Origin of the sequence: Corynebacterium occultum (assembly GCF_009734425.1) — a bacterium.
Classification (GTDB): domain Bacteria; phylum Actinomycetota; class Actinomycetes; order Mycobacteriales; family Mycobacteriaceae; genus Corynebacterium; species Corynebacterium occultum.
This window is the reverse complement of record NZ_CP046455.1, coordinates 1920212-1943543: the sequence shown is the minus strand read 5'-3', so window position 1 is coordinate 1943543 and position 23332 is coordinate 1920212. Positions and strand designations below refer to the sequence as shown.

At 64.1% G+C, this 23332-nt stretch carries 18 protein-coding genes; 14 read left to right on the top strand and 4 right to left on the bottom strand.

Going from position 1 to position 23332, the window contains the following annotated elements; translation table 11 throughout:
- Positions 1-35: 35 nt before the first annotated feature.
- Together COCCU_RS09030 and COCCU_RS09025 are read right to left on the bottom strand one after the other, a co-directional pair.
- Positions 36-1289: an amidohydrolase gene (locus tag COCCU_RS09030; protein ID WP_156231196.1), complete on the bottom strand. Its 1254-nt coding sequence runs from the start codon at positions 1287-1289 to the stop codon at positions 36-38.
- 181 nt (positions 1290-1470) lie between these two features.
- Positions 1471-2796, bottom strand: coding sequence for a DUF4921 family protein (locus COCCU_RS09025; protein WP_156231195.1), 1326 nt, complete (start codon positions 2794-2796; stop codon positions 1471-1473).
- 30 nt (positions 2797-2826) lie between these two features.
- On the opposite strand from COCCU_RS09025, the gene COCCU_RS09020 reads away from it, so the two are divergent.
- Positions 2827-3225 (top strand): hypothetical protein, encoded by a 399-nt coding sequence (locus COCCU_RS09020; RefSeq protein WP_156231194.1) that lies wholly within the window; start codon positions 2827-2829, stop codon positions 3223-3225.
- Here COCCU_RS09020 and COCCU_RS09015 read toward each other — a convergent pair.
- A complete protein-coding gene (locus COCCU_RS09015; RefSeq protein ID WP_156231193.1) occupies positions 3195-4328 on the bottom strand; it encodes a glycerate kinase in 1134 nt (377 codons plus the stop codon). The genes COCCU_RS09020 and COCCU_RS09015 overlap by 31 nt on opposite strands.
- 448 nt (positions 4329-4776) lie before the next feature.
- On the opposite strand from COCCU_RS09015, the gene gdhA reads away from it, so the two are divergent.
- The 8 genes from gdhA to COCCU_RS14695 all read left to right on the top strand — a co-directional run bounded on the left by gdhA (position 4777) and on the right by COCCU_RS14695 (position 11825).
- Positions 4777-6120 (top strand): NADP-specific glutamate dehydrogenase, encoded by a 1344-nt coding sequence (gdhA, locus tag COCCU_RS09010; protein ID WP_156231192.1) that lies wholly within the window; start codon positions 4777-4779, stop codon positions 6118-6120.
- Positions 6121-6262: 142 nt separating this feature from the next.
- Positions 6263-7039: a DivIVA domain-containing protein gene (locus tag COCCU_RS09005; protein WP_156231191.1), complete on the top strand. Its 777-nt coding sequence runs from the start codon at positions 6263-6265 to the stop codon at positions 7037-7039.
- Between the two features lie 181 nt (positions 7040-7220).
- Complete coding sequence (locus tag COCCU_RS09000; RefSeq protein WP_197088326.1) at positions 7221-7742, top strand: YceD family protein; 522 nt, start codon at positions 7221-7223, stop codon at positions 7740-7742.
- Complete coding sequence (gene rnc, locus COCCU_RS08995; RefSeq protein ID WP_156231189.1) at positions 7739-8482, top strand: ribonuclease III; 744 nt, start codon at positions 7739-7741, stop codon at positions 8480-8482. The genes COCCU_RS09000 and rnc overlap by 4 nt, the downstream gene beginning before the upstream one ends.
- The gene (gene mutM / locus COCCU_RS08990) at positions 8483-9421 is read left to right on the top strand and encodes a bifunctional DNA-formamidopyrimidine glycosylase/DNA-(apurinic or apyrimidinic site) lyase (RefSeq protein ID WP_156231188.1); all 939 of its coding nucleotides are present in this window, start codon (positions 8483-8485) and stop codon (positions 9419-9421) included. It abuts the gene before it with no gap.
- Between the two features lie 119 nt (positions 9422-9540).
- Positions 9541-11019, top strand: a complete 1479-nt coding sequence (locus COCCU_RS08985; protein ID WP_156231187.1) for an alanine/glycine:cation symporter family protein — start codon at positions 9541-9543, stop codon at positions 11017-11019.
- Positions 10973-11299 carry an acylphosphatase gene (locus COCCU_RS08980; RefSeq protein ID WP_407924136.1) on the top strand — a complete coding sequence of 109 codons (327 nt, stop codon included), beginning with the start codon at positions 10973-10975 and terminating at the stop codon, positions 11297-11299. The genes COCCU_RS08985 and COCCU_RS08980 overlap by 47 nt, the downstream gene beginning before the upstream one ends.
- The gene (locus COCCU_RS14695) at positions 11286-11825 is read left to right on the top strand and encodes an NUDIX hydrolase (protein ID WP_269434453.1); all 540 of its coding nucleotides are present in this window, start codon (positions 11286-11288) and stop codon (positions 11823-11825) included. Before COCCU_RS08980 ends, COCCU_RS14695 begins: the two co-directional genes overlap by 14 nt.
- A gap of 78 nt (positions 11826-11903) precedes the next feature.
- Here the strand turns inward: COCCU_RS14695 and COCCU_RS08970 are convergent, their stop codons facing one another.
- A complete protein-coding gene (locus COCCU_RS08970; protein WP_197088325.1) occupies positions 11904-13070 on the bottom strand; it encodes a suppressor of fused domain protein in 1167 nt (388 codons plus the stop codon).
- 434 nt (positions 13071-13504) lie between these two features.
- Between COCCU_RS08970 and COCCU_RS08965 the strand changes: the two genes are divergently transcribed.
- The 5 genes from COCCU_RS08965 (at position 13505) to COCCU_RS08945 (ending at position 23307) form a co-directional block, all read left to right on the top strand.
- Positions 13505-17137 (top strand): hypothetical protein, encoded by a 3633-nt coding sequence (locus COCCU_RS08965; RefSeq protein ID WP_156231185.1) that lies wholly within the window; start codon positions 13505-13507, stop codon positions 17135-17137.
- A gap of 60 nt (positions 17138-17197) precedes the next feature.
- On the top strand, positions 17198-19090 hold the full coding sequence (gene ftsY, locus COCCU_RS08960) for a signal recognition particle-docking protein FtsY (protein ID WP_156231184.1): 1893 nt from the start codon (positions 17198-17200) through the stop codon (positions 19088-19090).
- Positions 19091-19318: 228 nt separating this feature from the next.
- A complete protein-coding gene (locus tag COCCU_RS08955; protein WP_156231183.1) occupies positions 19319-20800 on the top strand; it encodes an ammonium transporter in 1482 nt (493 codons plus the stop codon).
- 1 nt (position 20801) lies between these two features.
- Positions 20802-21140 (top strand): P-II family nitrogen regulator, encoded by a 339-nt coding sequence (locus tag COCCU_RS08950; protein ID WP_156231182.1) that lies wholly within the window; start codon positions 20802-20804, stop codon positions 21138-21140.
- Entirely contained in the window at positions 21127-23307 is a 2181-nt protein-coding gene (locus COCCU_RS08945) for a [protein-PII] uridylyltransferase (protein WP_407924135.1), read from the top strand. Before COCCU_RS08950 ends, COCCU_RS08945 begins: the two co-directional genes overlap by 14 nt.
- Positions 23308-23332 lie beyond the last annotated feature (25 nt).

Sequence of the window (23332 nt, the reverse complement as noted above, 5' to 3'; positions counted from 1 at the left end):
GGGGGTCACCGCGGTTTTTGCTTAGTCTGATCTGCTCAGCTGGCGAGATAGCTGAGCGCTGCGGCGGCACCAGCCTTGGTGGTGGCATCCACCGTGGGAGCGAACTCCGGCAGGAAGTTATTCATGTGGTTGACCGGCACATCCTGCTCCACCCGGTTCTCCGCCACCGCCTTATCCCATTGCTGCTGCGGGGTACAACCCACCACCCAGAAAAGGTAGGGGGCACCGAAGGCGCGCGCCAGGTTGGAGAAATCCTCCGAAACAGTGGTGCGTTTCGCATCCACCGAGGCAGACCCGAAGACCCGGTCAAAATTGGGTCGCACCGTATTGAAGACCTCAGGATCATTGTCGATCAGCGGACCATGGGCGAAGAACTCCATCTCCGGGTCCTTCGTCGCACCGGAGGCCGCAGCCTCAGCAAACACCACCCGTTTGATGGCGGCATAGATGCGACGTTTCAGGGTGTTGTCATAGAAACGGCAGTTGAGCACAAGTTCCGCAGTATCCGGAATGATGTTGTTGGTGTTGCCGGAACGCAGACTCCCCACCGAAATCACCGCGAAATCCTCCGGACTGACCTCTCGGGCCACAATGCTCTGCAAGCGCACCACGATCATCGAAGCCATCAGCGTCGGATCAATGGATTTATGGGGCATCGAACCATGGGCGCTGCGACCATAAAGCTTGATGCGGATGGAGTCACAGGCGGCAAACTGGGCGCCAGGCATGGTCTGCACCTCCCCGGCCCGGCCCGGCATGATGTGCTGACCCAGGCAGACATCCGGGCGGGGCACCTTATTCACCAGACCATCAGCGACCATGGCATTGGCACCCTGGGCATTTTCCTCCGAGGGCTGGAAGAGAGCGATGAAAGTGCCCTGCCATGCCTCGCGGTGGGTATCCATGATGGCGCAGGTTCCCAGCAGTGCCGTGGTGTGCATGTCGTGGCCGCAGGCATGCATGACACCGACCATTTTTCCATCCGCACCGGGACGCACCCTCGTGGAGGCGAAGGGGACACCGCTTTCTTCCCTGATCGGCAGGGCGTCGAAGTCGGCGCGCATCAGAGCGGTGGGTCCTTCACCATTGCGGAATACGGCGACGATACCGAAACCACCGATCGGTGAAATAACCTCGCAGTTGAAGCGTTTGAGCTCCCGGAGAATCCTCTGCGAGGTCTCCTGCTCATGACCTGAGAGTTCGGGGTGTTCGTGCAGATCCTCATAGAATTCACGCTGCCAGGAAAGATCGGCCTGGTGGTGGCGTAATAGTTGAGCAATTTCGCTCATCGGGGAAGGTCTCCTCTAGGTTCTCGGTTGCTGCCAAATATAGCGGAAGTGACCGGGAGCACGGTGGAGACCATGTGCCTCGGGAAGAAGAACGCCCGCCTCAGAGAGAACCCCGTGGAGAGCGCCCACCGCCTCCCGGGGAGAACCTGCTGGGGGAGGACACCGCAGGAGGAAAATACGTTCAGCGCACCAGCGGATGGTACTTCAGCGAGTTCGGGGGGATCTCACATTCCGCACCAATCTGAATGTCTTCGGCGATGCTGCCCTCTTCGCGTAACCGCCGCAGGGCGGTGACCATGCGGTTGCGGATGTTGGCGGGGGAGAGGGTGTTGACGAAGATGCTGGTGGAACCCTCGAAGCCCGCCAGGGTGGACACCCGCCACTTGAGGTTGATCCGCCAGGGCATGGGCAGATCCAGACCCGGCGAACGGTGCTGCCATTCCTCGTTGCAGGCGACATCTGCTCCGGTGGCCGCATGTGCGGCATGGAGCAGATCGCTCATGGCGTGCACTTCCGGGGTGCTCTGGAGCCAGGGTTCGCAGGTCTCCGAGCGGGAGTAGAGCTCCAGGGTGGGGTAGCGGTGCCCCAGGCCGGCGATGAGGATGGCCTGTTCATTGGCCGCGATCACCAGGTTCTGGCGGTTGGCGTAGTCCACGCCCCATTCGTTGTAGAGGTTGGGGTTGGCACGTAACCGGATGATCTCCTGTTCCGCGCGGGTGCCGTGTTCATCAATGGCTACGACCTGTTTGTGCAGGTGATCGAAGGAGGCTCCGGCGGGGCGCAACCAGTTCTGGAAGGCAACCACATAGCGGGCGTAACGGTTGTGTCGGTAGAGGTCGGCGATGGCGTCGATGGTGAATTCGATGAAGGCGCGGTGTTCGGCCACACTCAGGGTGCCGGAGGAGGCTAATTGGGAGGAATCGGTGGCATCGGATTCATAGTGTCTACGGGCGATGATGACATCGTGGCCGCCGCCGAAGTAGCGGTTTCCCAGCTGCAGCAGTTCCTCCTCAGGGAGATCCTCCTCCTGCCCGGAGGCCTTCAGCCAGGTCTGGACGATATTGATCACATGCTGTCGGCCGGCTTCATCGGCGAGGTAATGACGTTGCCGCTCCGTATTCTCGGCATCCATGGTGTAGCCGAAGTTCAGGGCCCAGTACTCATAGGAGACGATCTCGAAGAGGTTGGGTACCCGCCGAAATTCGGCGGGATGATCGGCCAGCTCCCCGGGGAGCAGGCCACGCTTGATCTCCCCGCCTTCCGTGGTGCGCACCATCCGGGCCTTCTCCGGCGGGGTGGCCAGCGGGGTGGATTCACAGAAGTTACAGGTGCCGGTGTGTTCCGATTCCTCCAGCTGGCGGGGCTTTTCCTTCGGAGAGGACAAGGGGCGGTTACCTCTTCCCGGTACGGTCCAGACCTCGGTGCCACTGAAGGGGCTGACCTGCTTGATGGTGCCGTCGGCGAGAGTGGTCAACGGTGGGAGAGGAGAATGGTTGGGAACACTCATGGAGCAAAGATTATTCGCTAAGCTCGTGGTATGCCTGTCATTCAATTTGATGTCCTGGTCCCACACTCCGATGCTGAGCCGCTGCGTGAAAAGTTCGCCGGTGCCGTTGAGAGCCTGATCGAGAACGAGAAGTTGGAAAAGGGGGAGGTCACCCATGACCATTCCCCCCGGGTGGATAAGGAGGTGGAGGCGCAGCTGCGGCAGACCTACCGCGATGAGCATGAGGGTCGTGATCTGCCGGACTCCACGGTGCACCGCTACGCCATCGACATTGAGGGTCTCAAGGGTTCGGTCAATCAGCTGACCATGGCGCTCTCCCGGTTCCTCACCCCACAGAATGACCTGCCGGCGGATCCGGTGCTCCTAGAGCGGGAGACCGCCTGGGAGGTCCCGGCGACCTATCCCTGGACGGTCGACATTCTGCGGTAGTCCCGCACCAGTCGAGCCCCGGCTTCGCGCAACTGTTCTGCAACGTCCTGGGTCTCGATCAATTCTGCGCCGATTATTCCTCGGGGGAGCTCGGTGTTGATTTTCCCGGCAGCCACCGCCAGGGTGGCGGGGGTGTTTTCGGCCAACTTGGCGAGGGTGCCCACCACCTTGCCCTGGAAGGACTGCTCGTCCAGGGCTCCTTCCCCGGTGATCACCAGGTCCGAGGCGGGGATCAGTTCCTCGAGGCCGCGGATACGGGCGATCAGGGGGGCGCCGGGGAGCAGATGGATGTGTTCACTGCTGCCGTGCAACAGGGTGGAGAGCCAGAGCAGGCCCACCGGCAGGGCACCGGCTGCGCCGGTCCCGGGTGTCTCCGGGTTGACGCCGGTGACTTCGCAGAGCCGGGTCAGTGCGGCGTCGAGAAGCTTCACCTCTTCGGGGTTGGCACCCTTTTGTGGCCCGTAGACCCAGGCGGCGCCGAGTTCCCCGGTGGCGGGGGAAATGACATCGGTGAGCAGGATGTACTCCAGGGCGGCGGCACGGATGTTGAGCTGGGCGGTGTCGATATTGTCCAGGTCGATCAGGGCGGCGCCTCCCTTAGGGAGGGAGAATCCGGCGGCATTGAGGGGTTCGGCACCTAAGGCGACCAGGATCCCGGTGCCGCCATCGACGGTCGCTGAACCTCCGAGGCAGAGCACGAGGCGTTTCGCACCCCGGGTCTCTGCATCAGCAATCAACACTCCAGTCCCATAGGTATCGCCGGTCAACGGTACCGGCTTGTCTGCGACGGCTGGCAGGCCGGAAGCTGCGGCCACATCGATATAGGCGGTCTTGGCCTCGCGGTCGAAGACATAGGTGGCTTCGGTCAGCCGGCCCGCGGCATCTGTGGTGGGCAGGGTGATGCGCTGGCCTGGGAAAGTGTCGGCGGTGCCCTCCCCGCCATCCGCCATGGGGGCAAGCGTGATCTCAGCCCCGGGATCCTCGGAGAGCGCTCCCTCGGCGAGGTATTCCGCGGCCTGGGTGGCGGTGGCGGTGCCCTTGAAAGAGTCGGGGGCGACCAGGATCCGCAGGGGTTCTGGGATGGAGGGGGTGTCGGTGCTCATCGCGGTGGCGGGCCTTTCCGGGGTGGTTCCAGGCGGAGTGTGGGGGATGGTTTTGGTCTTTCTATCAGCCTTTTAGCCTATCCCGCTACTGTCCCGGCCCGGAGATCGGGAGTGTTCGGGCATGGTGGACGGGTTGCCGGGGGTAGCCGGGCGGGCTGGGGGACCTCGTGGAGATAAACCGGAAAACTTCCCCTAAAACCCCCGGAAGCTCCGGTTTCCCTGCGCCTCAGCCTGGGGGAGAATTTCTATAGAGTGTTCCATATTACATTCGTTTGGGTTGCGAATCTCCGCTGAGTGATCAAAACTATTAAACGTTAGAAACCTCTCCGAAAGGGGAAGTGTCTCTTTTCTGGCAGGTTGTAGCTTTCGCCGCCCGCAGTAATATTTAAGATTTCTATAAGAATGTGCGGCCGCCCCCCAGCGGCGCCGAGATGGGAAGAAGTGACGCATGAACGTAGATGAGCAGGTCTCCAACTACTACAATCTGCTTCTCAAGCGCAACGCCGGCGAGCCGGAGTTCCACCAGGCAGTGTCCGAGGTGCTGGACTCCCTGAAGATCGTGCTGGCCAAGGATCCCCACTATGCCGACTATGGCCTGATCCAGCGTCTCTGTGAACCGGAGCGTCAGCTCATCTTCCGTGTGCCCTGGGTCGACGACAAGGGACAGGTTCACGTCAACCGCGGTTTCCGTGTTCAGTTCAACTCCGCACTCGGCCCCTACAAGGGCGGTCTGCGTTTCCATCCCTCGGTCAACCTGGGGATCATCAAGTTCCTGGGCTTCGAGCAGATCTTCAAGAACTCCCTGACCGGTCTGCCGATCGGCGGCGGCAAGGGTGGTTCTGATTTCGACCCCAAGGGTCGCACTGATGGTGAGATCATGCGTTTCTGCCAGTCCTTCATGACTGAGCTGCACCGCCACATCGGGGAGTACCGCGACGTGCCGGCGGGTGATATCGGCGTGGGTGCCCGCGAGATCGGTTACCTTTTCGGCCAGTACCGTCGTCTGGCCAACCAGCATGAGTCTGGTGTGCTGACCGGTAAGGGTCTGACCTGGGGCGGTTCCCTGGTCCGCACCGAGGCTACTGGTTATGGTTGTGTCTACCTGACCAACGAGATGATGAAGGCCCATGGTGAGGACCTGGAGGGCCAGCGCGTCATCGTCTCCGGTTCCGGCAATGTCGCCGTCTACGCCATGCAGAAAGCGCAGGAGCTCGGGGCCATCGTCATCGGTTTCTCCGACTCCTCCGGTTGGGTTTCCACCCCGAAGGGCGTCAACATGGAGAAGCTGCGCGAAATCAAGGAGCAGCGCCGCGAGCGTGTCGCCGTCTACGCCGATGAGGTGGAGGGCGCCACCTTCCACTCCGAGGGAACCATCTGGTCCCTGGCAGCGGATGTCGCGCTGCCCTGCGCCACCCAGAATGAGCTGAACGCGGAACAGGCTGCAATGCTGGCCGATAATGGTGTCCGTTTCGTCGCCGAGGGTGCGAACATGCCCTCCACCGCTGATGCCATCGAGATCTTCCGCGAGCGGGGTATCCACTTCGCCCCCGGCAAGGCCGCCAACGCCGGTGGTGTGGCCACCTCCGCGCTGGAGATGCAGCAGAACGCCTCCCGCGACTCCTGGACCTTCGAGTACACCGATGCTCGCCTGCAGCAGATCATGTCCAAGATCTTCAAGAACATCGACAAGACCGCCCGGGAGTACGGCCACGAGGGTGACTACGTCATCGGCGCCAACATCGCCGGCTTCAAGAAGGTTGCTGACGCCATGCTTGCCCAGGGTGTCATCTAGGCCACGTGCTTATCGACGCCCGCCGCACCGTGAAGGGGAGCACGGCGGGCGTTTCTCTTTTTTTGCCGGTTCCAGGGGATAAGTGCAACACCCACGGCCGCGGCTAAGTGCACAACCCCAGGGCACTCAGTACTATTTAGGTATGTACCGCGTTTTCGAGGCCCTTGATGAACTCGTCCAAACCGTAGAGCAGGCCTACGGGGTCCCCATGACCTCAAACTGCATGGTGCCACGCAATGATGTGCTGGCCCTGCTCGACGATCTCCGGAACGCGCTGCCGGTGGAGATCGACGATGCACAGGATGTGCTGGACCGTCAGGATGAACTGCTCCGCGGTGCTGAGGAACGTGCCGCCGAGATTGTCACCGATGCCGAGGCACATGCCAATGATCTGGTCGCCCGGGCTGGGGAAGAGGCTGACAACATACTCAATGAAGCCCAGCACCGTGCCACCACCCTGGTTGCCCAGGCCGAGGACGAGGCAGACCACACCGTCACCACCGCCCGTCGTGAAGCGGAGGACACCGTCACCCGTGCTCAGGCCGATGCCGAGCGACTCATTGCCGATGGCAATGATTCCTACCAACGCAGCGTGGAGGAGGGGCTGGCGGAGCAGCAGCGCCTGGTCGATGATTCCGAAGTGGTGCGCCGCGCGAATGAGGAGGCACACCGGGTGGTCGATGCCGCGCACTCCGACTCCAAGCGCCTGCGCCAGGAGTGCGATGACTTCGTCGACTCCAAGTTGGGTGAATTCGAGGAGACCATGTCCACTCTGTTGCGTACCGTCACCCGTGACCGACAGGCGCTGCGCCGCGGTGCCGGGGTCGGCGGTGCCGGCGGGGAAGCCCTGCCCCGGGAGCGGGAGCCGCGCAGTTACAGCCGGGAGCCGGGGTACCGTTCCCAGCGCCGGGAGGCCTGAGTCCTGGCCGGGTGTGCTTCCCGGGGTGCTCACCGGCTAAGTTCAATGCAGTAATAAACACCGCAGTAACAGATACCCCGGCCCAGTTCCGGGGGTTCGGCCGTTGCCGGAGACGAGGTCGCCACCCCAGAAGGTGGCGAGGACGTCTCCCTGACAGTGGAAGAGTAGGCTCCCAATGGTCATGACTTCACCTTTTATTTTTAATGTGCTCACCCTGCTTCGCGCGGGTGGCCTGCCGGAACAGCGCACGCAGACCGGCCCCAGCCCGACCCGTATCGGTCCCGAGATGATCGCCATCCCCGAAGGTGGGGAGGTCCGCGTCGATGCGACCCTCACCCCGCTCGGCGAAGGGATCATGGTGGATGCCGAGATCAGCGCCACCCTCCAGGGGGAGTGTGCCCGCTGCCTGCGTCCACTCAGCCCTGAGCACACCCTACGGGTCAGTGCCGTCTTCTCCGATAGTGATGACTTCATCACCGGGGAGGTCGATGAGGACGGTGACAATGATGAGCTGCCGCGCGTGCAGGGCGACAATATCGACCTGCTGCAGCCTGTCATCGATGAGGCAGGACTCTCCCTGCCCTTCAACCCCGTCTGCCGGGGTGGCTGCCCCGAGGATGCAGATGTGCCCGCACCAGATGGGATCTCCGGGGAAAAGGTCGGCGTGGATCCGCGCTGGGCCGGACTGGAGAAGTTCAAGTGAGCCGGAAGAAGAACCGCCCCACGGGTTTTGAGGCCCTCGAGGCGGCCTATGAGGCGGTAGATCACACCCCGCTGCGGGAACATATCGGCGTGGAGCTCAGCGATGAGCTGCTCCGACTTTCCCTGACGCACCGTTCCTTCGCCAATGAAAATGGCCATCTGCCCAATAATGAGCGCCTGGAATTCCTCGGTGATGCCGTGCTCGGGCTTTCGGTGGCCACCCAGCTCTATGTCCAGTACCCCTCCCGCCCGGAGTCCGATATCTCCAAGATGCGGGCCTCCATCGTCAGTCGCTATGGTCTGGCTGATATTGCCCGGGAGATCAACCTGGGTGAGCATATCCTGCTGGGTCGGGGTGAGCTGGTCACTGAGGGACGCAACAAGGAGTCCATCCTGGCAGACACCACCGAGGCCATCCTCGGCGCCATCTACCTCCAATATGGTTTCGAGACCGCCCGGGATGCGGTGCTGCGTCTTTTCAAGGAGAAGATCGATAACGCCACGTCCACCGGGGTGCACCAGGACTGGAAGACCATGCTCCAGGAGCGTCTGGCGGAGCGTAAGTTTCCCATGCCGATCTATGAATCCACCTCGGTCGGTCCCGATCATGAGCGAGTCTTCACCGCCAAGGTGATTGTCGGGGAAAAGGACCTGGGTACCGGGGTGGGGCAGAATAAGAAGCTCGCCGAGCAGGAGGCCGCACGTCTGGCCTACCGGGCCCTCCGGGGAAGCATCTCTTAAATGCCGGAACTTCCCGAGGTCGAGGTGGTTCGCCGTGGCCTGGCGGAACATGTGCTGGGGGCGGAGTTCACCGCCACTGAGGTCCTGCACCCCCGGGCGAACCGGGGCCAGGAGGGATCCCTGCCCGCACTGCTCCAGAACGCGGTGATCACCGGGGTGGGACGGCGGGGCAAATACCTCTGGCTCAACCTGGGCGATTCCTGGGATTCCGAGGATGCCGGGAATACTGGGGATGCTGTGGCGGGCGGGGAAACCCGCGGCGTCGATAAGCAGCCGGCTGAAGGTGGCGGACATGAGGGAACGGCTCTTTTTGTGCACCTCGGGATGAGTGGGCAGATGCTGGTGGGCGAACCCGGGAAGGTGACCTCACCGCACCTACGGATCCGTTCCGAGCTGCGCACCCCCACCGGGGAGCTGCTGGAGCTGGCCTTTGTTGATCAGCGTACTTTTGGACGTTGGCTGCACACTGAAACCACTCCGGGGGGTGTCCCTGAGCCCGCGGCGCATGTCGCGATGGATCCCCTGGAGGCGGGTTTTGATCCGGTGGCCACCGCCCGGAAGATCCGTACTAAACGTTCCGAGATCAAGCGGGTGTTGCTGGATCAGACCGTGGTGTCCGGTATCGGCAATATCTACGCCGATGAGGCACTCTGGGCGGCCCGGGTGAAACCGATGCGCCGCGCCTCCGCTCTGCGACAGCGTGATGTCCTCAATCTGCTCGTGGAGTCCCGCGCTGTGATGGAACGTGCCCTGGCCGCCGGTGGCACCAGCTTTGACTCCCTCTACGTCAACGTCAACGGGGCCAGCGGTTATTTCTCCCGCTCCCTCAATGTCTACGGCCAGGAGGGAGAGCCCTGCCCGCGCTGCGGCACCCCGATCCGCCGGGTGATGTGGACCAACCGTTCCACTCATTTCTGCCCGGAGTGTCAGGTGCTCTGAGATACGTGACCGGGTGGACCATCAGCAGTTGATTTCTGAAAAAGTTTGAGTATGTCTTTTCGGTAGCTTTTGCCTGGAAGTGTTCCCACAATGAATATGTCCTGGGTAACATTCTGCGCATGGGCGCACTCGAAAGCTTCGTCACCGAGATCATCAATGACAACCTCTGGATGGTTCTGCCTTTCCTGCTCGTGGCAGCCGGCCTCTACTTCGGTGGCCGCACCCTGCTGGTGCAGATCAGGATGATCCCTGAGATGTTCCGGGCGGTGGTGGAAAGACCCGCCCGGGAGGAGGGGGACGAGAAGCGTCAGGACATCTCCGCCTTCAAGGCATTCACCATCTCCGCAGCCTCCCGGGTGGGTACCGCCAATGTGGCCGGTGTCGCCCTGGCCATCACCCTGGGCGGCCCCGGCGCCGTCTTCTGGATGTGGATCATCGCCCTGGTCGGAGGTGCCACCTCCTTCATCGAGTCCACCCTGGCGCAGCTGTGGAAGGTCCGGGACGGGGATGGCTACCGTGGTGGCCCCGCCTACTACATGACGCTGGGGCTCAATGCCCGCTGGTTGGCGGTCATCTTCGGTGTGGCGATCACCATCACCTTCGGTTTCGTCTATAACGCCCTGCAGTCCAATGCGGTGGTCGAGGCGATCACCGTCTCCACCGGCACCCCCTCCACCACGGCGAAGGCGATTGTCGGCCTGATCATGGCGGCACTTTCAGCGTTGGTGATCTTCGGTGGGGTGCACCGCATCGCCAATGTCACCCAGTGGATGGTGCCTTTCATGGCGGGTGCCTACATCATCGTCGGGGTGGTGGTCATCGTCATCAACTTCGAGATGGTCCCCGGCATGATCAGCGATATCATCGCCGGCGCCTTTGGTTTCCGCCCGGTGGCCGGTGCCTCGGTGTGGGGTGCCTTCTGGCTGGCCTTCATGAACGGGATGCGCCGCGGGCTCTTCTCCAATGAGGCGGGTGAGGGTTCTGTCCCGAATGCCGCGGCCACCGCGACCGTCTCCCACCCGGTTAAACAGGGCCTGGTGCAGACCCTGGGCGTGTATTTCGACACCCTGCTGGTCTGCTCGATCACCGCCTTCATCATCCTGCTTTCCGGGGTGGATTATGCCACCGGGGATGTGCAGTCCTCCTCGCTGACCCAGGAGGCACTGGCCAGCGTGGTCGGCGGCTGGGGTACCCACTTCATCACCGTGGTGATGTTTTTCCTGGCGTTTTCTTCGGTACTGGGCAACTACTATCTCGCCCAGGCCAATATCCAGTATTTCACTGGCTCGAAGCTCATTCTCAATATTTTCCGGGTGGTGGTCCTGGTCTGTGTTTTCCTCGGTGCGATCAGTTCGGTGCCGCTGGTGTGGGCCTTGGGCGATACCTTCGCGGGCATTATGGTGGTGATCAACCTCTGCGCGATCATCCCGCTGGGGCATGTCGCGGTGAAGCTGCTGCGCAATTACAACCAGCAGAAGAAACGTGGCCTGGACCCGGTCTTCCACCGTGACATGATGCCGGAGGTGCGGAATGTCGCCTGCTGGACCGGTGATGATCCGGCGACCCGACGCTATAAGGAGGCAATGGACAGTGAGTGATCAGGTGCGCATGACCGCCTGGGTGCACGGGCATGTTCAGGGGGTGGGTTTCCGTTGGTGGACCCGGGGCCAGGCCATGGAACTCGACCTGGCAGGCTCGGCGAAAAACCTTGTCGACGGCCGCGTCTGCGTCGTCGCGGAAGGCCCCCGGGCGGCAGCGGAGGAATTGTTGCGCCGCCTGGAGACCCGGCCCGCGGAGCACCACCGTCCCGGAACGGTGGACAAGGTCATTGTGCAGTGGTTGGAGCCGAAGGGGGAACGGGGCTTTGTGGAGGGCTGAGTACTGGGATCTCACCGATGCCGCCGGGAACCCCACGGGTGAAGTCATTTCCCGGGGTGAACAGGACTGGCCGGCCGGTGTCTTCCATGTGGTGTCCACCATCTGTGTGCACCGCGCGGATGGGAAGGTGCTGCTCAGCAAACGTGCACCCACAAAAGACATGCCGTTGACCTGGGAATTTCCCGGTGGGAGTGTGCTTGCTGGGGAGAGCAGTGCCGAGGGCGCAGTTCGGGAACTCCGGGAGGAGACCGGATTGAGGGTGTCGGAAGCGGACCTGGTGGCGGTAGGCCGTTACACCGAGGAGGATGCCCTGATCGACCTCTATGCGGTGGCCTTCGAGTCCGTTGAGGCACCCCCGGAACTGGATCCGGATCCCGCTGAAGTGGCCGCGGTGGAGTGGTCAAGTCTGAATGGGGTGAAAGGCAGGTTGGAGTCGGGGCAGATGGCGCAGCCCTGGTTTGGGCGGCTCGCCGAACTCTGGGGGCCGTTGCTGCGGGTGCTGGACAACCGGGAGCCGGGGGTTTAATCCCGAACTACAACCCCATACCTTGGGGGTCGTAGTTCCCTGGGCAGGGGGAGAAGAACCGGGGCACCGTGCCTGCTCCTAGCGGAAACGCCAGGTGATGGGGAGTGTTTTCATCGGGAAGAGCCCCTCCCCGGCCTGGAGAATCTGCCGCAGTTCGGTGTCCACCTCATCGCTGAGCGCGATATTCAGCCGGGAATCACCCTGCAGAGTGACCTCATCGGTTGCTGGTGCGTGTTCATGCCCGGGCGGGTAGAGGGTGAAACCGGTGGTCTGGTGCTGCTGATTGATCATGTGGAAGTGCCGTCCGAAGGGGATCCGGTAGTCCAGTGCCCCGAGCAGTTCCGGGATGATGCGCAATTCGGTGTCGATGAGGATCCGTTCTGCACCTTCGCGATGGATCTCCAGGTGCTCGGTGAAGAAGGAGTCGGCGGCGGATCCCTCCCGTTCCAGCCCGGCGGTGATCTGTTCCGCCACGAGGAGGTCGGAGCGTAGATCGGGGCGGCCCGGGATGGTCAACCCCAGGGGGATCAGGGGACGGCCGGCGGCGATCAGTGCCCTGGTGTTCCACCTGTGGGCGTCGTCGCGGTCCTGTTCAGTCGCCCCGATGACCTGAATGAAGGTGATTTTCCCGCCAGGTGTGTCAATGCTGCCGAGCACCGGATCCTCGAGGAAGAAGAGTTCGCTGAGATTGGCGGGGTCCCCGGCCGGGGTGAAGGGGCCCCCGTAGCTCAGGTGGTCACCGGAACGCAGGGGCGTGTTTTTGTCCGCGACATACCGGGCCAGGTGTTGCAGCAGCTGCACCGGCCACTGGGGTGGGTTCGCCGTGGGATCGGCGGCGGCTGGGTCAGCCAACCGGAAACTCAGTTCCAGACCGTAGCCGCAGTGACCCTCCTCGAAGACCTCGCCCTGGGTGTCGGTGAGTCCGATGCCGACATAGTGCCAGTGTGGCTGGGGTTCACTGAGGCGGTAGGGGGCGACGAAGTCCAGGCGGTCCGGCCCACCCTGCCGCCAGTTCGTGGCGGCTTCCCAACCCTTCAGGTTTCCCTTCTTGGGGTAGATCCGGGCCAGGTGCTCATCCACGGCCTGACCTGGGGACCATTCCGGGTCTGTCCGGGATCCGCGCGGCCCCGCCGGGTTGGCCCCAGCATCCCCGCTCCCGGGCTCCAGTTCTGTGGTCTCCTGTCCCTGAGTAGTTTCCGAACCAGTTTCCGAACCCTTGCCGAAGATGCGCTTAAAGAATCCCATGGTCTTCATCCTGCCTGTTCCCCGCCACTGAGGGGGCCGTTTTCCCATAACCTTAAATCTTTGAGTTGAAGAATATCGGGGTGGGATGCCCTCAGGGCCCTCCTGCTGGCCGGCCCTTCGCGCCTGAGCCAGCAATCCGTGTCGGTTCAATCACTTTTTCCCGGGGAGGTGGGCGGTGACCCCTGGGGGCGGTGAATTGATATCACTGAAGGAAACTTCCTGGGTTTGGGGCGGCCCAGGGGACCTCCTGAAGTCACATCAGAGCCTGATCGGCACTACTGTGTTCAGTGATCATGGGTGCGCTCCCCGGCATCGGGGACCGGACCAGTAGAGTGGAACTCTTGACCCATCGCTGCCGGAGAAACGGGGGACCGGACTCCGGCGGTGTCGAACCTGGACCTGAAAGCGTGGATGTGACCACCCCATTTGCGGACATGACCGACTCATTGCTCGGCTGGGCCTCCCAGACCGAGCTCAAGCTGACCCAGCGACTGGCGGAGCACCCTTACTTCCCGGAAACCGGTTTCAACACCGATGAATTGGAGCGGCTTGACCGCCTCTTCGGAACCTTCCTCAGCCGGCAGGTTTCCGCCGGGGCCAATCTGGCGGACCTGCTCGAGATCACCCCGGCGATGACGGTCTGCAGCCTCATCTCCCGGGCCTCCCGGATGCTAGATCGGGATGCCTTCTTCCAGGAGTACCTCGTCGGGCTTGGTCTGGTGCCCCAGGCCTCCTGGACCGAGGACGTGGCAGTGCGGGTGCCGGAACTGCTGACCAAGGCCGGTCTGGAGGTGCCCGGCCCGGCTGATCCGGTAGATCTGCTGGCGTTCCATGCCGGTGTCACCAGCTCCGAGGTGGCTACCCTGCTCAGCCTGCTCGACCAGCTGCCCCCCGACACCAGCGGTGAGGCGGTCACCATGATTCTTGTCGATGACAGCTACCTGGCGCTGATCGCCGAGGAGGACCTCGAGGAGGAAGATCAGCCTGCCCTGCCGCTCACCGCGGCCGTGGCGATGCTGGCTCCGGCCCGCCTGGCCGGCCTGCTCGACGGGGTTCAGGAACTACGCCGCTTCTCGACGACCCACCCCACCTCCTGGCTGGACCGGGACCGCTCCCACCTCGTTCCGTTTCTGCCGGAACTGGTCGCTGAGTCTGTTGAGGCGGAGCTGCGGGAACGTCCCGTGGGCACCCCGGGGCGCCAGCACACCGTGGGTGTGGCCACCCGTGAGCTGCGCCCCCGCCTGATCCTGGATATCCGTCGTCGCAAGGTCTGCCTCCGCCTGCCGGAGCAGCGCGTCGCTCCCGGCACGGAGGGCGACGGGGGAGAGGTTTCCTGGCGGGTTTCCCTGGAGGGCACCACCCGCATCTTCCGCACCGGCCGCCCCTGGGGTGAGCCGACCTATGCCGCCGCCCTGGATGTGGCCGTCGAGCACCAGACCCGTGAAGCCACCGTCCAGGACATGACCAATGGCATCACCTGGGTGGTGCCCCTGGTCGACAATGAGGACCCGGTCCTGATTTTCGCCGCCAACGGCCAGAATCTCAGCGACAAGGTTTCCCTGCACCACGCTGAACTGCTGGTGCTCACCCCGGCTGATGCCACCCTGGTCGACGTGGTCACCGGTGATGAGGTGCCCGTCATCGAGTCTTTCGAGGTGGAGGGCTGGAACTCCTGGATCTGCCGCCGTCTCGAGACCTCACAGGTCGCCTCCCTGCAGGTGGTGCGCCCCGGGCAGTCACCCTCGGCAATGCACCAGCTGCGCAGCATCGACCCCCGCCAGCGGGTCCGTTTCCACCACCCCGCCCCGGCGCTGAAGGACATCCGTTCCACCGCCGGGCTGGAGGTGTACCCGGAGTCCCTGGTCGCCGAGTTCCCGCCGACCCTGTCCGGTTCCGAGGAGATGTGGTACCTGTCCATCTCCGCTTACTCCGGCATCGGTGAGGCCGGTGAAGAGGTCGCCGAACCGGAGCCGCTGGCAGTGCCCGCCGCCGGTGGTGTCTTTCATATCTTCGACCCTGAGGCCTATGAGGTGCCCTGGGTCGGTGAATACCTGATCCGCCTGCGTGGCCCCCGCAACGAGTCCTTCCGCCACCGCTACGCCATCGTGGAGGGCATGTACACCCAGACCGACATCGCCGGGCTGTGCCACTCGGTGCGCATCCCCGCCCTGGGTGGGCTCAGCGAGGCCCAGCTGACCGTCGGCCGTGGTGAAAAGCCCTTCGAGGTGGAACCTCGCCGCATTTCCGTCGCCCCCGATGAGGCGGGTGCCGATTTCAGCATCATCACCGAGGAAGGGGATCAGCTGCCGCTGCGTTTCACCCCGCCGCGGCTGGCTTTCGAGGTGCCGCTGCTCAGCTACCCACCGATGTGGCGCACCACCCGACTCGAGCTGGGTCCGCGCCAGTTCGACCCCTCCGGCCAGCTGCGTATCCGCGGTACCGGTGACATGGGCAACCCGCGGGTGTCCATCATCAACCACCATGGTTCCCCGCTACGCTCCATCAAGTTGGAGAGCCATGACGGTGGCATCACCTGGACAGCCCCGATGGCCGCCATCGCCGCGTCCACCGCGGTGCTGCCCTCCGGCCGACTGCAGTTCGAGTGGACCTGTCTGCGCAGCGATAAGCGGGTCACCGTTTTCCTCGCCGCCATCAACAACACCCCGCACGCCTCCGCCGTCGAGGTGGTCGAGGGCAAGTTGAGCTTCAGTGACCTGGCCACCGACCGCCAGCTCGCCGCCTGGGCCTGGCCGGAGACCGCCCCCTGGGCCGCCGCCCGCACCATCGAGCTGGAAGGCCCGGAAACCCCGCTGCCGGAGGCGCTTATCGACGCCGGCCCCCTCCTGGTTCAGCTGCACACCGCGGACCCCTTCACCAACCTCCGTCCCCCGCTCAACCCCGGGGTGGGGGCCCTGCGTGCCGAGCAGCCCGGCCACTTCGCCGAGCAATCAGCTGCACTGCAGGAACTCTCCGCCTTCCTCTCCGGGGAGAGCGAGGTACCGCCCTCCGACCCACAGGTTTTGCCGGTCCTCTGGGACCATATCGCCGCCTGGGCGGACAGTGACGGTGGCGAAGGCATAGTCAACCGGGGCAGCATCCAGGCAGTTCTGGAGGCCCAGCCGCAGGCCGCGCTGGCAGCGCTTTCCGCCTCCCTCGTGCCCGCCGATAAGCAGCCCGGCCGGATCATCGCCTCCGGCCTGGTCAACATCACCTTCGGCAGGGCAGCAGCAGAACCCGCCGGGAATTCGGATGAGGAACTCGCCGCAGCGGTCCTGGGGTCTGACTCCGCGGCAGAACCTGTTGCCGCAGTTGACTCGGCTGTGGGGGAGGGGGCCGCCGACTCCCACCGGGCTGCCTGGATCGGATCTTTGGAGATGCTCGGCCAGCTTCCGGAGCTCTTCGTCGCCCTGGAAGCGGAATCCGAGGCCGGTGATCCCCGGGAGGCCAAGGCCGCGGTCCGGGCCCACCTGGCCAGCCTGGAGAAGATCGCCGGCAAGACGCTGATCAACACCCTGGGCACCGGTCGGGACTCCACCCTTGACTCTGCCTGCATTGACCAGTCCACCGTGATGATCGCCCAGATGGAGAAGTCCCAGCAGGAGACCCTGCTGCAGATGTTCTTCGCCAACGCGGACATCGTGCCTGGCCCGATCATGGCTGACAGTCCCCGCCTGCTCGCCGTCTTCGAGACCTTCAAGAAGCGGGAGCAGTTGATCGAGTTGCTCACCAGTGAGGGTCTGATCAAGCCGGCGGTTTCCCTGCTGCGCGCCCTGCGCAGCGCCAACCGTTCCCTCTACTCCGCGGCACGTATCCGTTTCGACAAGCTCGACGGTGTCAACACCGAGGATCGTTCCAACGCCTGGGCCCTGGCCCCGGTGGTGTCCCTGGTGTTCGCGCTCTCTGCGCGTATGCACGCCCACGGGCTGATGGGTAAATCACGCACCCTCGACAAGGCGGCACGTGGCTGGGCTCAGCTGGCGGATCTGGTTCCGGATCTGGTCACCGGTGACCTGATCTCCGCCGAGGCTATGGTCCTGGCGGCGAAATATCCGGGAATCATCGCCTAAAGCCAGGAAAAAGGCACCCTGAGCGTGAGAATTCGCGCTCGGGGTGCCACTATGGAGGGCATGAACACCACTGTCCTGATAATCGGCATTGTCGTCGTCCTCCTACTGATCGTCCTGCTGCTCATTCTCTTCGGCATGCAGCGTCGCAAATCCAAAACCGTCAGCTTCGAGAAGCCGGCCGAGGATGAGCCCAAGGAGCTCACCCAGCAGGAGAAGTCCGGTAACTATCAGGCGGCCGGTGGATTCAACTTCGCCCCGGCTAAATCCCCCGAGAAGGAACCCGAGGTCCTGCCCGGCCAGAACCTCAAGCCCAGCGGATCCCGGCCGGTGAGTCAGGCTGATGCCCAGGCGGCGGCCCAGCCGCGCCCGGAACCGGTGGCACCGGAGGTTAGTGAGACCCCGAAGAAGCCGGTGGCCCCGCAGGCTTCCGAAACTCCCGAAGCCACTGAGGGTCGGGCTGCTGAGACCCGGGCCATGGAGGAACGCGCAGACGCCGAGACCGAGGTGGCCCCGGCCGTTTCCACCGCACCGGACGCAGCATCCCGGAAAACCGAGCCGGTGGAGGTCAAACCCCCGGCGGAAACCCCTGTTGATACCCCTGCCGAAAAGGAACTGACGGCCGAAGCGGTCGCCGGTGACCTGGCTGAAGCGGAAGCGGCGGCGAAGGATGATTCCTACCACGTGGTGGAGGAATCAGCCCCGGAGGCACCTGTCGAGAATGCCTCCTACCAGGTGGTGGAGGAGTCCGCACCGGAGATTCCGGCGGAAACGAAGCCCCGGGCTGCCGCAGCGCCCAGCGACATCCCCGTGATTGTGCCGGTCGAGACTTCCACTGACACCCCGGCCGAGGAGCCTGTGGAAGCCGCGCCGGTGGAGACCCCCGCGCAGCCTGAGCCGGTCGTCGTCAAGCAGGAAGCCGAGGAGGCTGCCGCCGCCGCGGCAGTGACCGCGGAGGGGGTTGAGGCCGCACTGGAGCAGACCCCGGTTCCGGATGCTCCGGCGGAACCTGCCCCCACGCCGCGAGATGAGATCGCGCCGGCTGCCGGCCGAATCGGCAAGCTGCGCAGTCGCCTCTCCCGTTCCCAGAACGCCATCGGCCAGGGCGTACTGGGTATCCTCACCGCCGGTGACCTCGATGAGGACGCCTGGGAGGAGATCGAGGACACCCTGATCATGGCTGACCTGGGTACCACGGTAACCATGCGGGTGGTGGACAGCCTGCGGGAGAAGATCGCCGAACGTGGTGTCTCCAATGAGGCTGAGGCCCGCGCCATGCTGCGGGAAACCCTGATCGAGGCAGCCCGCCCCGAGCTGGACCGCTCCATCAAGGCGATGCCCTATGAGGGTAAGCCCGCGGTGGTGCTGGTCGTCGGAGTCAATGGCACCGGCAAGACCACCACCACGGGCAAACTGGCCCGGGTCCTGGTGTCCATGGGACATAAGGTGCTGCTGGGTGCGGCCGACACCTTCCGTGCGGCGGCCGCGGATCAGCTTGAGACCTGGGGTTCCCGCGTCGGCGCCAAGACGGTCCGGGGTGCGGAGGGTGCTGATCCCGCCTCCGTCGCCTTCGACACCGTCGCTCGAGGCATTGAGGAACAGGCTGATGTGGTGCTCATTGACACCGCGGGCCGGCTCCACACCTCGACGGGTCTGATGGATCAGCTGGGCAAGGTCAAGCGCGTCGTCGAGAAGAAGGCTGCCGTGGATGAGGTGCTGCTGGTGCTGGATGCGACCGTCGGCCAAAATGGCCTGATCCAGGCCCGTACCTTCCGTGAGGTTGTCGACATCACCGGCGTGGTGCTGACCAAGCTGGACGGGACCGCCAAGGGTGGCATCGTCTTCCAGGTGCAGGAGGAACTGGGTGTCCCGGTTAAGTTGGTCGGCCTGGGCGAGGGTGCGGATCACCTGGCACCCTTCGAGGTTGAAGGCTTCGTGGACGCGCTGCTGGGTTAAGTCAGCGAATATGCCCCTGGATCAGGGGTAGGGCCCGCGGTGGCCCCAGGGGAGGATTACCTGGGGCCACCGCGGTTTTTCATTGCCTTTCAAGGTGACCGCTTCCCCTTGAAATTTTTATACCTGTAGAGCTACCGGAATTTATACCTATAGGTCTATAGTTAGATTTCAGTCCAGCTGGGTCAGTGGACCATGAAATTCAAGAGACAACTCAAGGAGGCGAAAAACATGAGTGCAGAAGAAACCATGATGGCCTCGGGGAATGCCAGCTGGATGCTGATCTCCGCGGCCCTGGTGCTGTTGATGACACCGGCGCTGGCCCTGTTCTACGGGGGAATGTCCCGGCAGAAATCCGTCCTGAACATGATGATGATGTCCTTCAGCACCCTCGGGGTGGTCACCGTGGTGTACATCCTCTGGGGCTGGTCCATGTCCTATGGCAGCCAGTCCCTGGCCGGGATCTTCGCCAATCCGCTGGAATTCTTCGGACTGCGCGACTCCATCCTTGATGCCGAGGGCAACTATCTGATGGGTTCCGCCGGCTACGCCAACACCATCGACATCGCCTTCCAGCTCACCTTCGCCGTGATCTCCACGGCCCTGATCTCAGGTGCCCTCGCGGAGCGGGTGAAGTTCTCCACCTGGATGGTCTTCTCCGGGGCCTGGGCCACCCTGGTCTATTTCCCGCTCGCCCACATGGTCTGGGGTGGGGGACTGCTCTCCCACAGCGGAAACAGCCTGGCCGCCTGGCTCTTTGGCACCACCGGCGGGGAGGCCACCATCGCCCCCATCGACTTCGCCGGGGGCACCGTGGTCCACATCTCCGCCGGCACCGCAGCCCTGATACTCGCCCTGATCATCGGCCGCCGCCGCACCTTCCCGCACACCCCGCACCGCCCCCATAACCTGCCGCTGGTCATGCTCGGTGCCGCCCTGCTGTGGTTCGGCTGGTTCGGATTCAACGGCGGCTCCGCCTTTGCCGCTGATGGCCTGGCTGGCCTGGCCTGGTTGAACACCACCGCCGCGACGGCCGCCGCCATGCTGGGTTGGCTGGCGGTGGAAAAGCTTCGCGACGGCCAACCCACCTCCCTCGGTGCGGCCTCCGGGGTGGTTGCCGGTCTGGTGACCATCACCCCGGCCGCAGGCGCTCTGACCCCGATGACCTCTCTGCTCCTCGGACTCGTCGGTGGTGGCCTGGCCTGCCTGGGCGTGGGCCTGAAATACCGCTTCGGTTTCGATGATTCCCTCGACGTCGTCGGTGTTCACCTCGTCGCTGGTCTCTGGGGAACTGTCGGGGTGGGCCTGCTGGCCACTGACATCGGCTGGTTCAGTGGTGGTGGTTTCGCCGGACTGAAGCTCTTCCTCGTCCAGATCCTCATCGCGGTGGTGGCCATGCTCTTCACCGCCTCACTCACCGCAGTGCTCGCCCTGGCGCTGAAGTTCAGCCTGGGTTGGCGCCTCAGCAAGGAAGCTGAATTCAACGGGGTGGATCTCGATCAGCACCGTGAATCGGCTTATGATCAAGGTGGAATCCAGTTTTCCCGGACCGTCGTTCTTCCCACCCTGCCGGGAGACACCTTTTCTGCGGACGCGGGGGAGGAAGTTTCCGCAGCACCGGGTGAGGGGAAGGTAGAATCATCCCCAGTCGGCGACACCCCCGCAACCCGGGAGTCGGATGCCACCCTTGACGCAGAGAAACAGGAGATCTGACATGAAGCTTGTCACCGCAGTGGTCAAACCCTTCACCCTAGCGGATATCCGGGAAGCCCTGGACCGGCTTGGTGTCCACGGCATGACCGTCACCGAAACCCAGGGGTTCGGCCAGCAGCACGGCCACACCGAGGTCTACCGCGGGGCGGAGTACGCCACCGAATTCGTGCCCAAGGTCAAGGTTGAGATCGTGACCAAGGATGAGATCCTCGAGGATGTGCTCGACGCGTTGGTCGGTGCCGCCCGCACCGGCAAGATCGGTGACGGCAAAGTGTGGGTCAGTGAAATTTCCACCGTGATCCGGGTGCGCACCGGGGAACGGGACGATGACGCCATCTGATTCCGGCGGAGCTGGCACCCCGGGCCCGATGCCACCCGCCCTGCTGAGAAAGCAGGCGGTGGATCGGGCCCGTGCCCTTCTGCTTTCCCTCCCCCTCCCGTCCGGCACCGCACTGGCCGCCACCGGATCCCTGGCGCGGGAGGAGATGACCCCTTACTCGGACCTGGACCTGATCCTGCTGCACCCACCGGGGCAGGAGCCCAGCAGTGCGGAGCTGCAAGCCCTCTGGTACCCGATCTGGGACCGCAAATACCGTCTCAACCACGCCTTGCGCACCCCCGTCGAGTGCGCGGCGATGATCACCGCGGACTCCACGGCCGCTCTGGCGCTGCTTGACCTGAAGCATGTCGCCGGGGATGAAAATCTCAGTGCACACACCCGCCAACTGGTGCTGCGTAGCTGGCGGGCCGAAATCTCCCGCAACTTCGACGCCCTCGCCGAACTGGCCATCACCCGCTGGAACCGTTCCGGGTCGGTGGTTTCCATGACCCGTCCCGACCTGAAAAACGGCCGCGGGGGACTGCGAGACATCCACCTGATCAAGGCTCTGGCGCTGGGTAATCTCGCCGACTTTCCCGACCTTGGCGCTGAGCAGGAACTCCTGTTGGATGTCCGCACCCTCCTGCACCAGAGTGCGCGCCGCAGCCGGGATGTTCTCGACCCCGAATTCGCCGCTGACCTGGCCATCGACCTCGGCTACCCGGACCGCTACACCCTGGCGGCCGCGCTTGCCGACGCCGCCCGCACCATCGACGAGGCCCTCAACCGCACCATGGGCATCGCCCGCGGGGTGGTCACCCGCCGCGCCCTGGGCGCGGTCAGCAGCCGTCGGGCCGGCGTCGGCAATATCCACACCCCGGGACTGAGGCGACCCCTCGACGTCGATGTCGTCGCGGCCGGGGAATACATCACGCTCAGCCGGGACCCCGACCTAAACGATCCTGGACTGCTGCTGCGCGTCTCCTCCGCGGCAGCACGCACCGGCCTGCCCGTCGCAGATTCCACCTGGCAGGCCCTGAGGGTGCTGCCACCCCTGCCTGAAAAATGGATGAAGGTGATGGTCGATGATTTCATCGCCACTCTCTCCTCACCGGAATACACCCAGAAGGTGGTCAACCGCATGGACCAGGAAGGGCTGTGGGCCCGGATCGTCCCCTGGTGGGACCATGTCCGCGGCCGTCTGCCCCGGGAACGCAGCCACATCCACACCATCGACCAGCACTCCCTGGTCACCGTGCGACACTGCGCCTCCGCCTCGGTCACCGTCGCCCGCCCCGATCTGCTGCTGCTCGCCGCCCTCTTCCACGACCTCGGCAAAGGTTATGGCCGACCCCATGAGCAGGTCGGCGCGGGCTTCATCGCCCGCATCGCCTCCGAGATGGACTTCAACCACCGGGACCGGGTGTGCCTGCAGACCCTGGTCGCCGAACACACCACCGTCGCCCGTCTGGTCGCCCGTCGCGATCCCCATGCCGAGGACACCCTGGAGGAGCTGCTTGCCGCCCTCAACTATGACCTGGTCACCGTCAACCTGCTCGGCGTGCTCACCGAAGCCGACGCCAAAGCCACCGGGCCCGGGGTCTGGAACCGTCAACTCGCCTCCGGATTGTCCATCCTGCTGACCCGGGCCCGCCACCGCCTCCACGACCTCCAGCCCCGCCAACCCATCGTCTTCTCCGGCTCCGAGATCGGACTCCGCGAAATCGCCGGTGACCCTGGCTCCGCGGTGGTCAACTGGCGTGGCGACTACCTGCGTGGCAGCGTCCGGGTCCTCGCCGCCATCGCCGCCCAATCCTGGAATATCGAGGCCGTGAAACTCGCCCAACGTGAGGACGGCATCTGGCACGGGCTCTTCGAGATCCGCTCCCTGGTCACCATGTCCCTGGACGCGGATGTCTTCGTCCAGTCCTACCGCTCCGGTGTCCACTCCACACTGCCTGAGGTGCTGCCCGGACCCACCGCCTACTTCTGGCACGGCCGGGTCCTGGAGGTCCGCACCGCCGACCGGCTCGGTGCGGTGGGTGCCCTGATCTCTGTGCTTCCCGAGGTCACCTGGTTGACGAGCCAGAAACTAGGTGCCACCATGCTGGTGCAATGTGCCCTCGCCGGGGACATCGACCGCGCCAAAGTGGAGCGTGACGTGACCCGGGCACTGGCCACCGGCTAGCATGGGGGAGTTATAGCAGCTAGCA